Source organism: Microbacterium sp. YJN-G, assembly GCF_015040615.1.
Taxonomy (GTDB): Bacteria; Actinomycetota; Actinomycetes; order Actinomycetales; family Microbacteriaceae; genus Microbacterium.
Genome location: NZ_CP060402.1, coordinates 1,172,373 through 1,192,465, shown reverse-complemented (window position 1 = coordinate 1,192,465; position 20,093 = coordinate 1,172,373). Strand labels below are relative to the sequence as shown.

Here is a 20,093-nt window from a genome sequence, read left to right as displayed (position 1 = left end):
CTCAGCCTACTGGGCACCCCTGCGTGCACCGCGGCGCGTGCGGGTTCACAGCACGGCGAAGGAGCTCGCCCGCCAGCGCCCGTCCAGCCCTTCCAGTCGCACCGCCACGGCACGGGTGCGCCCGGGACCGGCCACGACGATCACTGCCTCGACGACGCCGTCGGCGGGCGCGCTGTCGCGGATGGACAGGATCTGGAACGTCGGCCGGGCGGGGGCGATACCGCGGGCGCTGCGCGCCCTGGCCGACAGATTCGACCGGGTGACGAGCGCCCGGAACGCGTCCTCGCTGAACCACCGCGCCAGCTGCTCGACCTCCCGTACGCCGGCGAGCACCTCGAGCGCCCCCTGGGTCAGGCTGCGCAGCAGCGGCACCGGATCGGGAAGACGATCGGCCGAGGTCGGCTGTGGTGCGAAGTACTCGTTCAGCGTCGTCATTCCGCGATCCCCCCGGTCGTGGCAGCTGTCCAGTCGTGTGCGGACCATTGCAGTGAAGCACGCGAGACCGGCGAGCGGAAGACGCGCCGGCGGATCTGTGGATAACTCACGCGGGCCTTCGGCACCCTCCCGTACGCTCTGTCGGGTGGAATGGGACCATCTCTTCGAGGACCTCGAAGGCCAGCTCGCCGCCGAGTGGGAGGCCGAGCGCGCCGCGCTGGATGCCGAAGCCGAGCGCCTGCGGATCTCGAAGCTGACCCTGCACGAACGGCTGCGCGTGCTGGGCACCGGTGCCAGACTGCGTCTCGAGTTCGGCTGCGGCGAGCGGTGGAACAGCGAGCTGCGCGCGGTCGGCGCCGACTGGATCGGGGTCGTCGCGCAGGACGACACCCGGCTGCGCATCGTACCCGTGGAAGCGATCGCGGCCATCGGCGCCGACCACGGAACGCTGCTGGCCGGGCTCGGCACGGGCACGGCATCCGCTGGACTGCGCGAGCGCATGACGCTCGGATTCGTGCTGCGCGATCTCGCCCGCCGCCGTGCGGCGGTGACCGTGGCCGCGCGCGGCGTCGAGCCGCGGCACGGCACGATCGATCGTGCCGGCGCCGATCATCTCGATCTCGCGGTGCACGACCCGGACGAGCCGCGGCGGGCACGCTCGGTGCGCGGGTTCCACCTCATCCCGTTCGGGGCGATCCTCTGGGTGCGCGTCGAACGCGGGTCTTCGTCGGCGCTGTAGCCGGCGTCAGTCGCCGGTGGGGGTCAGTCGCGCCGGAACGGGGTCGTGCCCCACAGCTCGGGGAAGCTCGCCTCGTTCGCCTGCCGCCACAGGGCCATGCGGCGGGACTGCTCGGACTGCTCGTCGAGGTAATCGGCGAGGCTGGCCTCCTCGATGCGCCAGCGGGGCGGAGAGCCCAGCTGCGAGCCGCGCAGCCGTCCCTCCTGCACGAGGAGGATGACCTCATCGACCTCGATGCTCAGCAGCTCGGCGACCTGCGCGGGAGCGAGGAAGCGAGGAGCCATGTCGGATGCTTCGGGCATGCTGACAATTGTCCCCCGGGACCCGCCTGCGCAGTCCTGGAAATCCGCCCTGTGGATAACTTTTCGGGCACGGCGGCGGAATCTGTGACCATGGCTGCATGATGCACCCGCGTGCCCGTCGTCCGTTCTTCGGTGATCTCAGGTTCCTGATCGGGCTGGCGCTGGTCGCCGTGTCGATCGCCGGAGTCTGGCTGCTGGTCTCCTCCTCGCGCCAGACGACGCCGGTCCTGCAGGCGACGCGCACGGTGCTGCCGGGCGAGTCCCTCACCTCCGCCGACTTCCAGGTGGTCGAGGTCGGCCTCGCCGCCCTCACCGAGACCTACCTCGCACCCCAGGACCTCGATCCCGGTTCGATCGCCACGCGAACCCTGCCGCAAGGCGAGCTGGTGCCGCAGTCCGCGATCGGCGACGAGGACGCCGCGCGGACCACGACGGTCGTGGTGAGCAGCATCTCGATACCCGAGGGACTCGGCGCAGGCTCCGTCGTCGAGCTGTGGCATGCCCCTCCCGTCGACGACGGTCGGTCCTTCGACGCGCCGCGCGTGCTGGTCGGAGACGCGATCGTGGGGTCGATCGCCGAAGCCGAGGGGATGCTGAGCCAGACCCGCACCGACGTGGAGGTGGTCATCGACCGCGCCGATGTGGGCGACGTGCTCGCCGCGATCACCGGCGGGTCGATCATCTCGATCATCCCGGCCGGAGCGGGCTCATGACCTCGGTCGTCATCGTCGCCACGGGCGAGGAGGCCGCGATGATGGCATCCGATCTCGAGCTCGAGGGGCTCGAGGTGCGCCGGGTGGATCCGGATGACCTCCCCGGGCTGTCGCTCGACGGGATCGACGCCCTGCTGATCACCCCGACGCGCACCGTGCTCACCGCGGATCTCGTGGCTGCCTGCGACCGGGCCGGCGTGCGCATCCTGCCCGTCGGCTCCGCCGATTCCCATATCGTCTCGCGCTTCGCGCTGCCCGCTCCCCTGCCGTGGGACACTCCTGCCTGGCGGGTCGTCGAGGCGCTGTCGTCAGCTCCGGCCTCCGAGCGGACCGGATCGGGCCGGTCGTCCCGGGTGATCGCCGTATGGGGGTCGCACGGAGCACCCGGCCGCTCGACGATGGCGGTGCAGCTGGCCGTCGAGCTGTCGCGGGCGGGGCGACGCACCGGGCTCGTCGACGCCGACAGCGTCGCGCCATCGATCGCGCTGCTGCTGGGGCTGGGCGATGAGGCCCCCGGGCTGGCCGCCGCCTGCCGCCGCGCGGAGCTCGGCAGCCTGGATGCCGCGGAGCTGTCGCGCCTGTCGACGCCGGTCGAGACCTCGGGCGGCGCCGTGGAGGTGCTCAGCGGGCTGAACCGTCCTCGTCGCTGGCCCGAGCTCGGCGCGGCACGCGTGAGGACGACGCTCGCCACCTGCCGGTCGTGGCTCGACGAGACCGTCGTCGACGTCGCCGCGGAGTTCGACGAGGACGAAGACCCCCTCGATGCCGCAGGACCCGCCCGGCACGCGGCGACCACGGCGGCGCTGCTCGAGGCCGACGCGGTCGTCGCCGTGCTCTCCGCCGACCCGCTCGGCGTCAGCCGCTTCCTGCGCGGCTATTCCGAACTGCGCCACCTCCTCGGCGCGACGCCGGTGACGGTGGTCGCGAACCGCGTGCGGCCGGGCTCTCTCGGCATCGACGCACGCGGGCAGATCCGACGGACGCTCGACCGCTTCGCCGGGATCGACGACGTCGCCTTCGTCCCCGACGATCAGCGTGCTGTCGACGCCGCCGCGCTGCACGCGCGGGCGATCGCCGATGTCTCGCCGCGGTCCGCCCTGGTCTCGGCGGTGCGGCGCGTCGCAGCAGGGCTCCTCAGGCCCGAGGTCACTGCCGGTAGCTCGCGAGGAAGTTCCCGAGCCGCTCGATCGCCTCGCTGAGCACCCGCGCCTCGGGCAGTGTGACGACGCGCAGGTGGTCGGGCTCGGGCCAGTTGAAGCCGGTGCCCTGCACGAGCAGGATCTTCTCGGAGACGAGCAGGTCGTACACGAGCTTCTCGTCGTCGCGGATCTCGTGCACCTCGGGGTCGAGCCGCGGGAACGCGTACAGGGCACCCTCGGGCTTCACGCAGCTCACACCGGGGATCGACTCCAGCCCCTGCCAGGCGATGTCGCGCTGCTCGTGCAGCCGCCCGGAGGGGGCGATGAGCGCGTCGATGGACTGCACGCCGCCGAGCGCCGCCTGCACGGCGTGCTGCGCGGGCACGTTCGGGCACAGCCGGGTCGAGGCGAGCAGCGTGATGCCCTCCAGGAACCCCTTGGCGTGCGCCTTCGGTCCGGTGATCACCACCCAGCCGGAACGGTAGCCGGCGACCCGGTACGTCTTGGACAGGCCGTTGAAGGTGAGGCAGAGCAGATCGGGGGCCAGCGTGGCGGTGGGGATGTGCTGGGCGTCGTCGAAGAGGATGCGGTCGTAGATCTCGTCGGAGAGCAGCAGCAGCTGGTTCTCACGGGCGATCTGCACGAGCCCCTCGAGCACCTCACGGGAGTACACGGCTCCGGTGGGGTTGTTGGGGTTGATGATCACGATGGCCTTGGTCTGCGGCGTCACCTTCGCGCGGATGTCGTCGAGGTCCGGCTGCCAGCCGTTGTCCTCGTCGCACAGGTAGTGCACCGGCGTCCCGCCGGCCAGCGAGGTCATGGCCGTCCACAGCGGGTAGTCGGGCGTGGGGATGAGCACCTCGTCGCCCTGGTCGAGCAGCGCCTGCATCACCATGGTGATCAGCTCGGAGACCCCGTTGCCGAGGAACACGTCGTCGGGGTCGAAGCGCGGGAAGCCGGGGATCTCCTCGTACCGGCTCACCACGGCGCGGCGGGCCGAGATCACTCCCTTGCTGTCGCTGTACCCGTGCGCGGTCGGCAGCGCGGCGAGCATGTCGCGCACGATCTGGTGGGGGGCCTCGAACCCGAAGGTCGCAGGGTTGCCGGTGTTCAGCTTGAGGATCTGGTGGCCCTCGGCCTCCAGACGCGCCGCCTCGACCAGTGCCTTGCCCCGGATCTCATAGAGAACGTTCTTGAGCTTGGAGGACTGGTCCAGGGTTCGGCGTGTCATTCGCCAAGGATACCGGCCCCGGCGGGTCGCTCAGCCCGCAAGGGAACGGGGCCGGTGCGCAGCGCCTCGGCATGCGCGATGCGCTGCAGCCGGCTGCTCTCGACGTGCCGGAACGCGAGCGCACTTGCCCGCTCACCGTCGCGATCGCGGATGGCCTCGAAAAGCTGGACGTGCTCCTCGGCGATGTGCTGCAGGTCGTCGTGCTGGGCCAGAGCCCAGCGCAGCCGGCTGCGGATGCCGCTCATCACATCGGCGAGCAGCCGGTTCTCGGAGAGCTCGACGACGATCTCGTGGAAATCCGCCGCGGCTCGCCGGGAGACCAGGCTGTCGGCGCTGCGCGCACTCTCCTGCTCATCGGCGAGGGCGGCGCTGAGCCGCTCGAGTCCGTCGCGCCGATGACGCTGCGCGGCGAGACGGAATGCGAGCGGCTCGAGCACCTGACGCACCTCGTCGAGGTCGGCGAGATCCGTGGCGGTGAACTCCCGGACTATCGCCCACGTGCGCGGCCGCAGCTCGACCAGGCCCTCGGACTCGAGCACCTTCAGAGCGTCGCGGACGGGCACACGGCTGACGCCGAACTCGGCGGCGAGATCCCGCTCGATCAGCTTGCTGCCCGGGGCGCGTGATCCGACCACGATCGCGTCGCGCAGCCACGTCGCGACCCTGGTCGACTCGAGCACGCGTTCTTCTGCTCTGCTCACGCTCTCATCCTCCCACGCTGCGGACCGCACGCGATCAACCTCTTCGCGTGTGCGATCAGGCCTTCTTGCCCGCGGGCGTCTTCTCGACCCAGCGGATGCCCTCCTCGAGGGTCGGCACGATCTCGGTGCCGATCCGGCGCGCGAGCAGGTCGTCGAGGCGGTCGAGCGGACCGATCAGCGTGCGGCCGCCGGCACGCGCCACGCGGATCGCGGCGTCGATCTTCGGCTGCATCGAGCCCTCGGCGAATCGCATCGAGGCGACGGCGTCGGCGGATGCGGTGTGGATGTCGCGCTGCTCGGGGGTGCCCCAGTTCTCGCTGACGTAGTCGCCGTCGGTGAGCAGGATCAGGGTGTCGGCCTCGATGTCGGCGGCCAGCGCCGCAGAAGCGAGGTCCTTGTCGACCACGGCCTGCACGCCGATGTGGCGGCCCTTCGCGTCGATGCGGACGGGCACACCGCCGCCTCCGACGCAGACCGCGAGGCTGCCTGCCTCGAGCAGGCGGCGGATCAGCGGCGCCTGGACGATCGAGAGCGGGTTCGGCGAGGGCACGACGCGGCGGAACGCGTTGCCGTCCTTCGCGATGGTCCAGCGGTACTCGGCGGCCGCCTCAGCGGCGTCGTGCGCGGAATACTGCGGGCCGATGAGCTTGGTGGGGCGGTCGAAGGCGGGGTCCGACTCGTCGACGACGGTCGTGGTGATGATGCCGGCGACCTCGCGCTTGCCCTCGAGTGCGTTCGAGAGCTCCTGCTGGACGACGTAGCCGATCATGCCCTGCGTCTCGGCGCCGAGGATGTCGAGCGGGTAGGCGGCGACGTCCTGGTAGGCGAGGTTCTGCAGGGCGAGCAGGCCGACCTGCGGGCCGTTGCCATGGGTGATGACCACTTCGTTGTCACGGGCGAGGTTGGCCAGCGACTCGCACGTCGACCGGACGTTCGAGCGCAGGAATTCGGCGGTCATGGGCTCGCCGCGCCGGGCGAGCGCGTTACCTCCGAGAGCGACTACGACGCGCATGTGGGTTCTCCCTTTTTTCACGGTGGATGAAGTCGGCGTGGTATGCCAGACTTACAAATGGTATCCCATTAGCCGTAATGGTATACCGTAGAAAATACACAGCCGAGCACGCGAACCACGTGCACAAGGCTCAGGAGAGAAGACGATGACCCCCGTCGCAGCCCTCACCGCCCTCAACGCGGTGTCATGGGATGCAGCGCTTGAGGAGACGCTCTCAGGCGCTGCAGTCCGTCATCCGGCGACCGCCGTGGCCGGTTCCGTGCATTCCGTGCACCGGCGCGCCGCGAACGTGCTGCTGGGCGGACTGCTCGTGGCCGTGATCAGCGCGGAGTTCGACGACGCACCGTGGACCATCCGCCTCTCCCCCGCCGACTGGGCACGACTCACCCTGCATGAGGGCGCACGCGCGACGGCCGGCGCCGACGGCATCCGCATCCGCACCGCAGACGGCGAGGTGCTGATCCGCTGGGCCGGGGGAACCCCCTGGGTGCCGGCATCCGCAGACCTCTCCGCACTGGGTTCGGCCGAGCTGCTCCTGGCCCGGGAGGCGCTCGGCGCGGCCGCCGCAGCACCGGCGCCGCAGACCCCGTTCGGCCGCGCCAGCGCCGCCCTCCTCGACGCGGGCGTCGACGGACTGCGCGCAGCCGCCGGCGCGGCGCTGCGCGGTGCGCTCGACGAGGATGCCATCGAAGCCGCCGTGGGCAGGCTGATGGGCCTGGGTGAGGGGCTCACCCCATCCGGCGACGACATCCTCACCGGATTCGGATTCCTCGCCGCCCAGCCCGGGATGCGGCTGAACCGCATGCTGCCCGCGCTGACCGCCGGCGTCGCCGCCCACGAATCGCGCACGACCCTGCTGAGCGCCACGACCATCCGCGCCGCCCTGAGTGCGCGCGGGCGGCACAGCATGCACGACCTCGTCGCCGCCCTGCAGGCTCGCGACCCGCATGCGCTGGAGGATGCCGCCGCGCGCATCCTCGCCATCGGCCACAGCTCGGGAGCCGACCTGCTCACCGGCATCCGTCTCGCTCTCGAGATCGAAGCCGGTGCGCACGAGACCTCATCCGACCCGGAGCGGGGCGACGGCGCCGATCCACATGCATCCACGAAAGAAGGAGATCACCCGATGACAGACAACAGCGCAGACCAGCGCTACCTGGAGGCCGCATCCGCCGGCGACCTGGACGGCGTGCGCGCCGCCCTCGCCGACGGGGCCGACAAGAACGCGCTCGACCGCGAGGAGGCGACCGCGATCCTGCGCGCCGCACGCGGCGGGCACCTCGATGTCGTCCGCGCGCTGATCGCCGAGGGCGTCGACATCGACGCCCAGGACCAGACCTGCTTCAACCCGTTCATCCACGGCTGCATCTTCAACGACATCGAGCTCGTGAAGGTCATGGTCGAGGCCGGCGCGGATCTGAAGCGCCTCACCCGGTTCGGCGGGAACGGCCTGACGCCGGCCGCCGAGAAGGGGCACCTCGAGATCGTGCGCTACCTCCTCGAGAACACGAACATCAACGTCAACCTCACCAACACGCTCGGCTGGACCGCGCTGATCGAGACGATCATCCTCGGTGACGGCGGTCCGATCCGCCAGCAGACCGTCGAGCTGCTCCTCGCCCACGGCGCCAAGCCCGGCATGACCGACGAATGGGGCGTGCCCCCGATCGAACTCGCGCGCAAGCGCGGCTTCGACGAGATCGTCGCCATCCTCGAGCGCCACCAGGCCTGACCCCACCCGGAAGGAACACGATGACCAGGCACATCGAAATCAGGAAGAACACCTACATCGATTCGGTCTCGCTCATGTCGATGAGCACCAAGGCGAACGCCGTCGACGGCGTCACGCAGGCGCTGCTCGGCATGGCGACCCCGATGAACAAGGAGGTGCTGCTCAACGTCGGCGTGGAGGACCCCGCCATCGACGCGGCCAAGCCCAGCGACCTCATGATCGTCATCGACGCCAGCGCTGACACCATCGAGGCCGCAGTGCAGGCCGTCGACGACATCCTCGCCCGCAAGAGCAAGAGCGCAGGCGGCGCCGCCGAGGTGCGCTACCGCACGCTCGACGGCGCGTTCGCCGAGGCACCCGACAGCAACCTCGTGCTCATCTCGGTCAACGGCGCCTTCGCCGCCCGCGAGGCGCGCAAGGCACTGAACGCCGGCAAGAACGTCATGATCTTCTCCGACAACGTGTCGGTCGAGGACGAGCTGTCGCTGAAGAACCTCGCGCACGAGAACGGCCTGCTGGTGATGGGACCCGACTGCGGCACCGCGATCATCAACGGCGTCGGTCTCGCCTTCGCCAACGCGGTGCGCCGCGGCAGCATCGGCATCGTCGGGGCCTCGGGCACCGGCAGCCAGGAGCTCTCGGTGCGCATCCATGACTTCGGCGGCGGCGTCTCGCAGCTGCTGGGCACCGGCGGCCGCGACCTGTCCACCGAGATCGGCGGCATCTCGATGATCGACGGCATCAAGGCCCTCGACGCCGACCCCGAGACCAAGGTCATCGCGCTCATCTCCAAGCCCCCGGCCGAAGAGGTCGCCGAGAAGGTGCTCGCCGTCGCCGGCGCAGCATCCAAGCCGGTGTTCGTCACTTTCCTCGGCTCGGACCGCACCGAGTCGGGCTACGACAACGTGACGATGGTCACCGAGGGCACCAAGCCGCTCGCCATCGCCGCCGTGGTGGCGTCCGGCATCGACGAGTCGACCCTCGACAAGCACCCGCTGAACCTGCCGCTGATCGAAGAGGTGCGCGCCAAGCTCGCTCCCGAGCAGAAGTACGTCCGCGGTCTGTTCTGCGGCGGCACGCTGTGCGACGAGTCGATGTTCGCGGCTCTCGCCAAGTACGACAACGTGTACTCCAACATCCAGAAGGACCCGGCCTACCGGATCGGCGCGATGGATGACTCGAAGGAGCACACCTTCCTCGACATGGGCGACGACGACTTCACCAACGGCCGTCCGCACCCCATGATCGACCCGTCGCTGCGTCTGCAGCGCATCGTCCAGGAGGCGGACGACCCGGAGGTCGGCGTCATCGCGATGGACTTCGTGCTCGGCTTCGGCTCGCACGAGGACCCCGTGGGCGTGACCATCCCGGCGATCACCGAGGCCAAGGCGAAGGCCGCCGCACGCGGCCAGCACCTCGAGATCCTCGGCTACGTCCTCGGCACCGACCTGGACACCCCGGCGATCGCCGACCAGGTGGCCAAGCTCGAGGCCGCCGGCGTGACCATCGCCTCCTCCTCCACCAACCTCGGCCTGCTGGCCCGTGAATTCGTCGCGAAGGGTGACAACTGATGAGTGTCAACGATCTGTTCTCCACCGAGCTGAAGCCGGTGAACCTCGGTCTCGACATGTTCGCCGATGACCTGAAGGCCCAGGGCGTCGCGCCCGTGCTGATGGACTGGACCCCGCCGGGCGGCGGGGACCCCGAGGTCATCGCCGCGCTCAGCCGCCTCGAGGACCCGGCGGTCGCCGAGAAGATCGACGCCGCCAACCAGGTCGCGCTGGAGCGCATCCTCGGCTCGCAGCCGTTCCTGGAGGGCTTCGGCCAGGCGCTGGACACGGTGCCTGGCATGACGAAGAAGACGATCCTGCACGCCGGTCCCCCGATCGAGTTCACCCGGATGTCGGGCCCCATGAAGGGCGCCGTCACCGGTGCGCTGGTGTTCGAGGGTCTCGCGAAGGACGTCGACGAGGCGTTCGAGCTCGCCGCCTCCGGCGAGATCACCTTCGCCCCCTGCCACGAGCACCAGTCGGTCGGCTCGATGGCAGGCGTCACCAGTGCGAGCATGTGGGTGCACAAGGTCACCAACCGCGCGTACGGCAACACCGCGTACACGAACCTGTCGGAGCAGCTGTCGAAGATCCTGCGCTTCGGTGCGAACGACCAGTCGGTCATCGACCGCCTGAACTGGATGCGCGACGTGTTCGGTCCCGTCCTCGCCGGCGCCATGGCGCTGAACGAGGAGGGTCTCGACCTGCGTCTGCTGCTCTCGCAAGCCCTGCACATGGGTGACGAGGCGCACAACCGCAACGTCGCAGGCACCACCCTGCTGATCCAGGCGCTGGCCCCGTACATCCTCGAGACGGACTTCACCACCAAGGAGAAGCGCGAGGTCTTCGACTTCGTCGCGTCCTCGGACTACTTCTCCGGGCCGACCTGGATGGTCGCGGCGAAGGCGTCGATGGATGCTGCGAACGGCATCGAGAACTCCACCGTCGTCACGACGATGGCACGCAACGGCGTCGACTTCGGCATCCGCGTCTCCGGCACCGGCGGTCAGTGGTTCACCGGCCCCGCACAGGAGGTCATCGGGCCGATGTTCGCCGGGTACACCCCGGCCGACTCGGGCCTGGACATGGGCGACTCGGCCATCACCGAGACGTTCGGCATCGGCGGCTTCGCCATGGCGGCCGCACCCGCGATCGTCGCCCTGGTCGGCGGCACCGTGGACGAGGCCATGGGCTACTCGCGCACGATGAACGCCATCACCACCGGCAACAACCCGAACATCACGATCCCGGCGCTCGACTTCATGGGCGTGCCCAGCGGCATCGACGTGCGCAAGGTCATGGAGACCGGCATCCTGCCGATCATCAACACCGCGATCGCGCACAAGGATCCCGGTATCGGCATGATCGGCGCCGGCATCACGCACCCGCCGGTCGAGGCCTTCCAGAAGGCGCTGCGCGCCCTTGCAGACACGGTCAAGCCGTGACCGCCGTCGCGCCCGTCGGCACGGGCACCGAGCTGAAGTGGTGGAAGAAGGGTGATATCGCGGCGTTCTTCGCGCTGTTCACCAACAACCTGACCAACATCATCACCTTCACGGCGCTGCTCACCATGGCAGGGCTCCCGGTGGGGATGGTCGTCGGGCGGATCGCACCGGCGTTCGGCCTGGCGATCCTGATCACCTCATCGATGTACGTCTGGTTCGCCAGGCGCCTCGCGGCGAAGGAGGGCCGCGGCGACGTCGTGGCCCTGCCCTCCGGGCCCAGCGCCCCGTCGATCTTCACCGTGACGTTCCTGGTGATCCTGCCGGTGTACTCCACCACGCAGGATGCCGAGCTCGCGGTCGGCATCGGCCTGGTCTGGGGCTTCCTGGAGGGACTGATCCTGTTCGTCGGATCGTTCTTCGGCGACCTGCTGCGCCGCGCCGTGCCGCGCTCCGTGCTACTGGCATGTCTGGCGGGTCTGGGCCTGCTGCTGCTGGCGATGAACCCGATGCTGCAGACCTTCCAGTTCCCCGTGGTCGCGTTCGTCGTGCTGGCGATCGTGTTCATGAACTGGTTCGGCCGCTCGCCGTTCCTGGGCAAGGTGCCCACCGGCCTGCTGCTGCTGATCGTCGGTACCGCCGCCGCGTGGGCCTTCGGCCTGCAGACGCCCGAGGCCGTGCAGTCGGCTCTCGCGCACGCCGGCTGGCACCCGCCGCAGGTGTCCATCGGCAACTTCTTCGAGGGTCTGCAGCACGCCGGTCCGTTCCTCGCCTCGGCCGTGCCGCTGGCGCTGGCGAACTACGTGTTCGACCTCGAGAACATCGAGGCCGCTGAGGCCGCAGGCGACCACTACCAGGCTCGCCCGGTCATGCTGGTCAACGGTGGTGCGACGATGATCGGTGCCCTGATGGGCAACCCGTACCCTGTCACCGTGTACATCGGCCACACCGCGTACAAGGAGATGGGCGCCGGCATCGGCTACACGATGCTCAACGGCATCACGATGTTCGCCGTCGGCCTGTTCGGCATGAGCGCGCTGCTGCTGTCGGTCGTCCCGATGGCCGCGATCGCGCCGATCCTGATCTACATCGGCATCGTCACCGCCGCGCAGTCGGTGCGTGAGACGCCGAAGGTGGAGCTGCCGGTGATCTTCATCGCGCTGTTCCCATGGATCGCGAACTGGGCCAACAGCCTCGTCAGCAACACGCTGAAGGCGGCCGGCACCAACGTCGGCGAGGTGGGAGCAGAGGCCCTGAACGGGGCTGGCACCTACTTCGCGGGTATCTCCACGCTCGGCAACGGCGCACCGCTGTCGTCGCTGCTGTGGGGCATGATCGCGATCTTCGCGATCCGGAACAAGCCGATGCTCGGTGTGATCGTCAGCATCCTCGCCGGTCTGCTGTCGCTGTTCGGCATCATCCACGCCCCGGTGCCGAGCCTCCCGGCGGAGTTCACCCTGGCCGACACCCACGTGATGTTCCTGGTCGCGTACGGGATGGTGGCCATGCTGTTCCTGGCGAAGTGGATCCAGGATCGCGTCCTGAAGGAGTCGGTGACGTTCACCGACAACGACGAGATCACTCTGAGCCACGCCGTCACCCCCTCCCTGATCCAGTCCTCCAAGGGCTGAATCACCCCGGCGGGTCCGGGAGAGCACCGCTCCCGGACCCGCCACAACACCGAACACCGGTGCAGAGAGAAACGGATGACCATGTCCGCACCCGCAATCGACCCGCAGCTGGTCGACCCCGGCGCCGAGCGCATCGCCGAGTATTCGGCGCGCGGTTATGCCGATGATGTGCTGCCGATCCGTCCCAAGGATCGCACCTGGAAGACCCCGCAGTTCATCACCGTGTGGATGGGGCCGATCCACAACATCCTGTCCTACTTCACCGTCATGACCTTCTTCGCGCTGGGCCTGAACGCCTGGCAGGTGGTCGGCGCCATCATGACCGCCGCGGTGATCGTCTCGATCGGCTACATCCTCAACGGACAGGCCGCCGCCAAGTACGGCGTGCCGTTCGCGATGCAGCTGCGAGAGGCCTTCGGCCACAAGGGCGCGCTGGTGCCCACCTGGGTGCGCGGCATCATCGCCGGCTTCATGTTCTTCGGCATCACGAGCGTCTCGTCGGCACAGGCCTTCGACGTCGTCTTCGAGACCATCTGGCCCGGATACATGAACATCGGGGGCGGCGCCGACATCCTCGGCCTGCCGATCCCGACCGCCATCTCGTACCTGATCACCTGGGTGATCACCGTCGGCCTGTTCCTGGGCGGCCAGGCGTTCCTCGGCAAGTTCAGCAACTGGGCGAACCCGGCGGTCTACATCCTCGTCGTGATCGCCGTGGTGCTGGCCGTGGTCAACGCGGGCGGTCTCGGAGAGGTGTTCTCCACCCGTGTGGTCGACTCCCCCGTCACCCCGCTGATCTTCATCACCTGCGTGTCGATCCTGGTGTCGAACTGGGCGGGACCCATCGTCAACACCGGCGACTACACCCGCAACGCCACCTCGATGAAGGCCCCTGCCATCGGGTTCCCCATCGGCGTGATCGGCTCGTACATCCTGTTCGCGCTGGTCACGGTCTCGTTCGTGGCCGCCCTGCAGGTCGTCTCGGGCGGCGACTTCGACATCAACCGTCCCGGCGTCTTCATCCAGGCCATCAACGAGGGCGTCGGCAACCCGTTCGTCGTCGTGCTCCTGATCCTGGCGATGAACGTCGGCGCTGTCGCCTTCGTCGTCTTCGGCAACATGCTGCCGGCCGGTCTGCAGCTGACCGCTCAGCTGCCGAAGCTGTTCACGCTCAAGCGCGGTGCGATCCTCGCCGCCGTCATCGGCACGCTGATCCTGCCGTGGCAGTTCGTCGAGAACACCGACGCGCTGTTCCTGTTCTACTCGCTCATCGGCTCGATGTTCGGCCCGATCGTCGGCATCATGCTCGCCTCGTACTTCGTGGAGCGCAAGAAGACCCTCGACGTCGACGGCATCTACGCCGACTACAAGGGCGGTCAGAAGGGATCGCTGCCGGCGTACAACTGGCGCGCCCTGGGCGTACTGATCGCGAGCTTCGTGATCACCATGATCGGCCGCGTGCCCGGAGTCTCGAGCGTCGAGTTCCTGGCGCAGGTGAACAACCTGGCGTTCTTCTCGGGCCTGATCGTGGGCTTCGTCGGCTACGCCATCCTGACGCTGTCCGCATCCAAGAGCAGCAACTGACCGGCATCCGCCGCAACCACAGAAGGAGAGAGCAATGACTGACACCACCCCCTCCGCCGAAGTGCTCGACTCGTACTTCGGCCCGGCGGTCGAGGTGACCATCGACGGGATGCGCGCCGGCACCGGTGGCCCGTTCGGCGCGACCCTCGTCAACGCCGACGGCGAGATCGTCGTGGCGATCGGCAACACCGTCATCAAGGACACCGACATCTCGGGCCACGCCGAGATGGTCGCCGTCCGCGAGGCCTGCCGCAAGCTCGACACGCTCGACCTGTCGGGTCACATCATGTACGCGACCTGCGAGCCGTGCCCGATGTGCGTCGGAGTGATGATGTGGGCGGGCATCACCACCTGCTACTACGCCTCGACCCGCGACGACGCCGCCGACAACGGCTTCAGCGACATGCACCTGCGCCGCTACCTGGACGGCAGCGACACCTCCACGCTCGACATGATCCACCTGGACGAGGGCCGTGAGGACTGCGCGTCGATCTGGACCGAGTTCCAGAAGCTGAACGGCTGACACCCGCAGCACGAAGAAGGCCGGTCCCCTGCGGGGCCGGCCTTCTTCGTGATCAAGCCTACTTGCGCTTCTTGCTCTGCGCGCGGCGCTGCTCGCGGTTGCCGGCGGGCGCCTCCTCAGCATCCGTCCGCTGGCCGAACGAGCCGCGGGCCGGCTCCTCGCCGCCCTGGCCGGCCTTGCGCAGGCGGGCGGTGGCCGCCTGCTGCACCTGACCGCGCTCGTTGCGCACCTCGACGTCGCCGGAGTCGTTCGGCGCGGAGTACTCGAGCTTCTGCTCGGGCTGCGCATCGACGAGACCCTTCGCCTCGACCTCGGTCTGGTCGGCACCGGCACGGCGCACCTCGACCTCGAGGTTGTAGAGGTAGCCGACGGACTCCTCCTTGATCTGGCCCATCATCGACTGGAACATCGCGTAGCCCTCGCGCTGGTACTCGATCAGCGGGTCGCGCTGCGCCATCGCGCGCAGGCCGATGCCGTCCTTGAGGTAGTCCATCTCGTAGAGGTGGTCGCGCCAGCGACGGTCGAGCACCTGCAGCACCACCCGGCGCTCGAGCTCGCGGGTCGCGGCCTCACCGAGCGACTCCTCGCGCTTCTCGTACGCGATCAGAGCATCCGAGAGCAGTTCGCGCTTGAGGCTCTCGGCGTTGATGCCGCCCTTGCGGCCCGCCGCCTCGGCGACGACCTCGTCGATGGTGACGTTCATCGGGTACAGGGTCTTCAGCTCGGTCCACAGCGAGTCGAAGTCCCAGCTCTCGGTGTGGCCCTCGGCGGTGTGGTCGTCGACGATCCCGCTGATCGCATCCTCGATGAAGTGACGCACCCGGTCGGCGATGTCGTCGCCGTGCAGGATGTGACGGCGGTCGGTGTAGATCGCCTCGCGCTGCCTGTTGAGCACGTCGTCGTACTTGAGCACGTTCTTGCGCATCTCGGCGTTGCGCGCCTCGACCTGCGACTGGGCGCTGCGGATGGCGCGGCTGACCAGCCCCGACTCGATCGGCACGTCGTCGGGGAAGTTCGTGCGCGCGAGGATCGCCTCGGCCGCACCCGACTGGAACAGGCGCATCAGGTCGTCGGTGAGGCTCAGGTAGAAGCGGCTCTCACCCGGGTCTCCCTGACGGCCCGAACGACCGCGCAGCTGGTTGTCGATGCGTCGCGACTCGTGGCGCTCGGTGCCCAGCACGTACAGGCCGCCGGCCTCGGCGACCTTCTCGCCGTCCTCGGCGACCTTCGTCTTCATGGCCTCATAGGTCTCATCCCACGCGGCTTCGTACTCCTCCGGAGTCTCCTCCGGGTCAAGCCCCTTCGACTTGAGCTCCTGCACGGCGAGGAACTCGGCGTTGCCGCCGAGCATGATGTCGGTGCCTCGTCCGGCCATGTTCGTGGCCACGGTGACGGCGCCGAGCTTTCCGGCCAGCGCGACGATCTCGGCCTCGCGAGCGTGGTTCTTGGCGTTGAGGACCTCGTGCTTGATGCCCTTCTTCGCCAGCAGACGCGAGAGGTACTCGCTCTTCTCGACGCTCACCGTGCCCACCAGCACCGGCTGGCCACTTGCGTGACGCTCGGCGATGTCCTCGACCACCTGGGTGAACTTGGCCTGCTCGTTCTTGTACACGAGGTCGGGCTGATCCTTGCGGATCATCGGGCGGTTCGTCGGGATCGGCACCACGCCGAGGTTGTAGGTCGACATGAACTCGGCCGCCTCGGTCTCGGCGGTTCCGGTCATGCCTGCGAGCTTCTCGTAGAGGCGGAAGTAGTTCTGCAGGGTGACCGTCGCGAGGGTCTGGTTCTCGGCCTTGACCGGCACGCCCTCCTTGGCCTCGATGGCCTGGTGGATGCCCTCGTTGTAACGGCGTCCGACCAGGATGCGGCCGGTGTGCTCGTCGACGATCATGACCTCGTCGTTCATCACGACGTAGTCGGTGTCCTTCTTGAACAGGGCGATCGCCTTGATCGAGTTGTTCAGGAACGAGATCAGCGGGGTGTTCGCCGACTCGTAGAGGTTGTCGATGCCGAGGTAGTCCTCGACCTTCTCGATTCCGGGCTCCAGCACGCCCACCGTGCGCTTCTTCTCGTCGACCTCGTAGTCGACGCCGGGCTCGAGGGTGCGGGCGATCTTGGCGAACTCGGTGAACCAGCGGTTGGCCTCGCCGGAGGAGGGGCCGGAGATGATCAGCGGCGTGCGGGCCTCGTCGATGAGGATCGAGTCCACCTCGTCGACGATCGCGAAGAAATGCTCGCGCTGGACGAGGTCCTCGCGCCGCCACGCCATGTTGTCGCGCAGGTAGTCGAAGCCGAACTCGTTGTTCGTGCCGTAGGTGATGTCGGCGGCGTACTGCTCGCGGCGCACCTCGGGGGTCTGGCCCGAGACGATGGTGCCCGTGGTCATGCCCAGCGCCCGGTGCACGCGGCCCATCAGCTCGGACTGGTACGACGCGAGGAAGTCGTTGACCGTGATGATGTGCACGCCCTTGCCCGCGATGGCGTTCAGGTAGGACGGGAACGCCGCTACGAGGGTCTTGCCCTCACCGGTCTTCATCTCGGCGATGTTGCCGTTGTGCAGGGCCGCGCCGCCCATGATCTGCACGTCGTAGGCGCGCATGCCCAGCGTGCGGCGCGCGGCCTCGCGCACCGCGGCGAACGCCTCGGGCATCAGCTGGTCGAGGGTCTCGCCCTTCTCGTACCGAGCGCGCAGCTCGGCGGTCTCGCCCCGCAGCTCCTCATCGGTGAGCTTCTCGAAGTCGTCCTCCAGCGCGTTGACGGCCTTGACGACCTGCTTCAGCCTGCGAAGGATGCGTCCCTCGCCGGCGCGCAGCATCTTCTCGAGAGGATTCGCCACGGATGTCTCCCTTGGGTATACGTCCCGGCGCAAGGGTCTGCACCGGACATGCTTTGCCATGTTACCGGCGCGTGACCTGCGCACGCTGTGCCTGTGCTGGTTCGTGAACGCTGAGCGCGAACGGACACGCCGCGCCGGGCCTTGCGCACGGGCCGGATTTCCCGATATGCATATACCGCGAAACGCAATACCGGGAAACCGGATGGAGGAGTCACGATGTCCGTCCGCCAGAGCCTGCTCGCCATCCTCGACCAGGGGCCGTGCTACGGCTATCAGCTGCGCGCCGAGTTCGATCGCCGCACCGGATCGACCTGGCCGCTGAACGTCGGCCAGATCTACAACACCCTCGAGCGCCTGGAGCGCGATGGGCTGGTCGCCAAGGGCGACGTCGACGAGCAGGGGCACGTCTACTACGAGATCACCGATGCCGGCCGTCTCGAGGTGCGGGACTGGCTGGGCTCTCCCGCCGCCGGCGGATCGGGCACGCGGGACGAACTGGTGATCAAGCTGGCGATCGCCTCGACGCTTCCCGGCGTCGATGTCGCGCAGGTCATCCGCAGCCAGCGCCGCGCATCTCTCGCGCAGCTGGAGGAGCTCGGGGCGGTAGGGCTCTCCGACGCGGATGCCGCGGGCCCCGAGGAGCTCGCGCGATCGCTGATCGTCGACTCGATGATCGTCAACGTCGAGGCCCGGCTGCGCTGGCTCGATCTCGTCGAGCAGCGCTTGAGCCGCCGCCCGCACGCCGCATCCGCTCTGTCCCTGGCGACCGACCGCCCCAAGCGCGGCCGCCCCGCCAAGCTCCCCGCCCCATTCCCTTCCTGACTCCTTCCCGACTCCTTCCGCCGAAACCCCTCGTGATTGTCGAAACCCCACCTGAATGACGTCAATCACGAGGGGTATGGGCGCTCAGGAGGGGTTTCGGCGGTAGGTGTTCGCCGAAGGCGCATGCGATGCACAGCGCAGGCATCGCCTGACGACCGTAGGATCGAGAGCATGGCCGGTTTCTGGGGCAGACGTAGACGTGAAGAAGAGGCGCTGGCTGCGCAGGATGCGGATCTCGCGCGCCGCGCCGAGCAGGCGCTGGTGGCCGCCGACGAGCGCATCCGCACCACCGCGGATGAGCTGGTCTTCGCGCAGGCCGAGCTCGGCGAGTCGCTGACCTCGGATCTGCACGCGGCGCTCTCCGCCGTGCGCACCCACATGCGCGAGGCTTTCCAGCTGCACCAGCTCAACCACGACGAGATCCCCGACACCGTCGAAGAGCTGCGCACCCGCAACGCCCGCATCGTGCAGCTGTGCGAGTGGGCCGAGAACCTGCTCGACGAGAAGACCGGCGAGCTCGCCGAGACCGTCGCGAAGGTTCGCCGCGCCCCCGAGATCATCGCCCAGGTGCGACGGGATGCCGAGGCCCTCGGCATCCGCATCCCGCACGCCCGTGACACCGTGCAGCGCCTGTCGTCGCGCTATGCCGACAGCGCGATGCACCGCATCGCCGATTCGGCCGACGAAGCCGCGCAGCTCATCGCCTTCGCGACCCACGGCGCCGAGGTGTCGGAGCGTCGCCGCGCGGCGAAGCAGAACGAGGAGGCCAATCTCGCGCTCGAGACGGCGACCGAGGCCGTCCGCCGAGCCGCGGCCATCCTCGACGCGGTCGAGGACTTCGAGATCCAGGCCCTGCGCGCGGAATCGACGCTCGCCGACGTCGTCGCAGACTCCCGCGGTGACATCATGGCCGCTCGCACGGCTCCGCAGACACCTGAGGTCGTCGCCGGGGTCACCGCGCTGGAGAAGGCGCTGATGTCGCTGGCGCCTGCGGGTTCGCGCAACGATCCGTTCGCCGAGCTCACCGAGCTGCGCACGGCGAACAGCGCGCTGGATGCGGCGGTCGCGAAGGCTCGTCACCGCGCCGAGAACCCGCTGCCCTCGGTCGCGCAGGTGCAGCACGCACTCGACGACGCCGACCGTCAGCTGGGCGTCGCACGAGGGCTCATCGCCGGTCACCGCGGCTGGATCGGTGCCGATGCGCGCACCCGACTCGCCGAGGCCGAGCGCCTGCGCGTGGACGTGCCTGCGATGCTTCCGGCCGAGGACACCCGTGAGCTGGCACTGTCGTCGGCCCGCCGCGTGGCGCAGCTGGCCTCCGAGGCACTGCAGCTCGCCCAGCGCGACATCGACTCGTCCCGCCCGCAGCAGCAGGGCTGGGGCGGCGACAATGGCTGGGGCGGAAACGGCTGGAACGGCGGCGGGCGCCGCGGCGGAGGCGGCGACATCGTCAGCGGTGTGCTGGGCGGTCTCGTGATCGGCAGCATCCTGGACGGCATCTTCGACTGACCTGCTGCGGTGATCGCCCGCAGGCGGGGCCGTCCGCGGCCGCGGCGGTGCGTCCGGTTTGATCCGCCCGCGTGTCCCAGAAGATGCGAGTTGCGGCCGCGCACGCCCACCAGAAGTGAGACATCCCCCGGACGCGTGTCCCAGAAAATGCGAGTGGCTGCGACGTACACCCGCAGGAACTGGGACACGCAC

General features: G+C 68.9%; 17 protein-coding genes. 11 read left to right on the top strand and 6 right to left on the bottom strand.

What is annotated here, in order from left to right; genetic code table 11:
- Positions 1–45 precede the first annotated feature (45 nt).
- On the bottom strand, positions 46–435 hold the full coding sequence (locus H7694_RS05520) for an Rv3235 family protein (RefSeq protein ID WP_193598530.1): 390 nt from the start codon (positions 433–435) through the stop codon (positions 46–48).
- A 145-nt stretch (positions 436–580) separates the two neighbouring features.
- Here H7694_RS05520 and H7694_RS05515 point away from each other — a divergent pair, with 145 nt between their 5' ends.
- Complete coding sequence (locus tag H7694_RS05515) at positions 581–1,174, top strand: hypothetical protein (RefSeq protein WP_193598529.1); 594 nt, start codon at positions 581–583, stop codon at positions 1,172–1,174.
- A 23-nt stretch (positions 1,175–1,197) separates the two neighbouring features.
- Here H7694_RS05515 and H7694_RS05510 read toward each other — a convergent pair whose 3' ends face one another.
- Positions 1,198–1,476, bottom strand: coding sequence for a helix-turn-helix domain-containing protein (locus H7694_RS05510; protein WP_193598528.1), 279 nt, complete (start codon positions 1,474–1,476; stop codon positions 1,198–1,200).
- Between the two features lie 98 nt (positions 1,477–1,574).
- Between H7694_RS05510 and H7694_RS05505 the strand changes: the two genes are divergently transcribed.
- Together H7694_RS05505 and H7694_RS05500 are read left to right on the top strand one after the other, a co-directional pair.
- Positions 1,575–2,189 (top strand): SAF domain-containing protein, encoded by a 615-nt coding sequence (locus tag H7694_RS05505; RefSeq protein ID WP_193598527.1) that lies wholly within the window; start codon positions 1,575–1,577, stop codon positions 2,187–2,189.
- Positions 2,186–3,388 carry an AAA family ATPase gene (locus H7694_RS05500; RefSeq protein WP_193598526.1) on the top strand — a complete coding sequence of 401 codons (1,203 nt, stop codon included), beginning with the start codon at positions 2,186–2,188 and terminating at the stop codon, positions 3,386–3,388. Before H7694_RS05505 ends, H7694_RS05500 begins: the two co-directional genes overlap by 4 nt.
- On the opposite strand, the gene H7694_RS05495 is transcribed toward H7694_RS05500, so the two are convergent.
- The 3 genes from H7694_RS05495 to H7694_RS05485 are packed head-to-tail and all read right to left on the bottom strand — an operon-like array spanning position 3,336 to position 6,272.
- The gene (locus H7694_RS05495; RefSeq protein WP_193598525.1) at positions 3,336–4,559 is read right to left on the bottom strand and encodes a pyridoxal phosphate-dependent aminotransferase; all 1,224 of its coding nucleotides are present in this window, start codon (positions 4,557–4,559) and stop codon (positions 3,336–3,338) included. The genes H7694_RS05500 and H7694_RS05495 overlap by 53 nt on opposite strands.
- Positions 4,556–5,260 (bottom strand): GntR family transcriptional regulator, encoded by a 705-nt coding sequence (locus H7694_RS05490; RefSeq protein ID WP_193598524.1) that lies wholly within the window; start codon positions 5,258–5,260, stop codon positions 4,556–4,558. The genes H7694_RS05495 and H7694_RS05490 overlap by 4 nt, the downstream gene beginning before the upstream one ends.
- Before the next feature lie 55 nt (positions 5,261–5,315).
- Positions 5,316–6,272, bottom strand: a complete 957-nt coding sequence (locus H7694_RS05485) for a carbamate kinase (protein WP_193598523.1) — start codon at positions 6,270–6,272, stop codon at positions 5,316–5,318.
- Between the two features lie 145 nt (positions 6,273–6,417).
- On the opposite strand from H7694_RS05485, the gene H7694_RS05480 reads away from it, so the two are divergent.
- The 6 genes from H7694_RS05480 to H7694_RS05455 all read left to right on the top strand — a co-directional run bounded on the left by H7694_RS05480 (position 6,418) and on the right by H7694_RS05455 (position 14,734).
- Positions 6,418–8,004: a DUF2877 domain-containing protein gene (locus H7694_RS05480; protein WP_193598522.1), complete on the top strand. Its 1,587-nt coding sequence runs from the start codon at positions 6,418–6,420 to the stop codon at positions 8,002–8,004.
- Between the two features lie 20 nt (positions 8,005–8,024).
- Positions 8,025–9,575, top strand: coding sequence for an acyl-CoA synthetase FdrA (gene fdrA, locus H7694_RS05475; protein WP_193598521.1), 1,551 nt, complete (start codon positions 8,025–8,027; stop codon positions 9,573–9,575).
- Positions 9,575–10,999, top strand: a complete 1,425-nt coding sequence (locus tag H7694_RS05470; protein WP_193598520.1) for a DUF1116 domain-containing protein — start codon at positions 9,575–9,577, stop codon at positions 10,997–10,999. Before fdrA ends, H7694_RS05470 begins: the two co-directional genes overlap by 1 nt.
- The gene (locus H7694_RS05465; protein WP_227468307.1) at positions 10,996–12,627 is read left to right on the top strand and encodes a hypothetical protein; all 1,632 of its coding nucleotides are present in this window, start codon (positions 10,996–10,998) and stop codon (positions 12,625–12,627) included. Before H7694_RS05470 ends, H7694_RS05465 begins: the two co-directional genes overlap by 4 nt.
- A gap of 81 nt (positions 12,628–12,708) precedes the next feature.
- Entirely contained in the window at positions 12,709–14,211 is a 1,503-nt protein-coding gene (locus H7694_RS05460; RefSeq protein ID WP_193598519.1) for a cytosine permease, read from the top strand.
- Positions 14,212–14,245: 34 nt separating this feature from the next.
- A complete protein-coding gene (locus H7694_RS05455; protein WP_193598518.1) occupies positions 14,246–14,734 on the top strand; it encodes a nucleoside deaminase in 489 nt (162 codons plus the stop codon).
- A gap of 58 nt (positions 14,735–14,792) precedes the next feature.
- Here H7694_RS05455 and secA read toward each other — a convergent pair whose 3' ends face one another.
- Positions 14,793–17,570 (bottom strand): preprotein translocase subunit SecA, encoded by a 2,778-nt coding sequence (gene secA / locus H7694_RS05450; protein ID WP_193598517.1) that lies wholly within the window; start codon positions 17,568–17,570, stop codon positions 14,793–14,795.
- 216 nt (positions 17,571–17,786) lie between these two features.
- Here secA and H7694_RS05445 point away from each other — a divergent pair, with 216 nt between their 5' ends.
- Together H7694_RS05445 and H7694_RS05440 are read left to right on the top strand one after the other, a co-directional pair.
- Positions 17,787–18,392 carry a PadR family transcriptional regulator gene (locus tag H7694_RS05445; RefSeq protein WP_193598516.1) on the top strand — a complete coding sequence of 202 codons (606 nt, stop codon included), beginning with the start codon at positions 17,787–17,789 and terminating at the stop codon, positions 18,390–18,392.
- Positions 18,393–18,563: 171 nt separating this feature from the next.
- Complete coding sequence (locus H7694_RS05440) at positions 18,564–19,901, top strand: hypothetical protein (protein ID WP_193598515.1); 1,338 nt, start codon at positions 18,564–18,566, stop codon at positions 19,899–19,901.
- Positions 19,902–20,093: the final 192 nt, after the last annotated feature.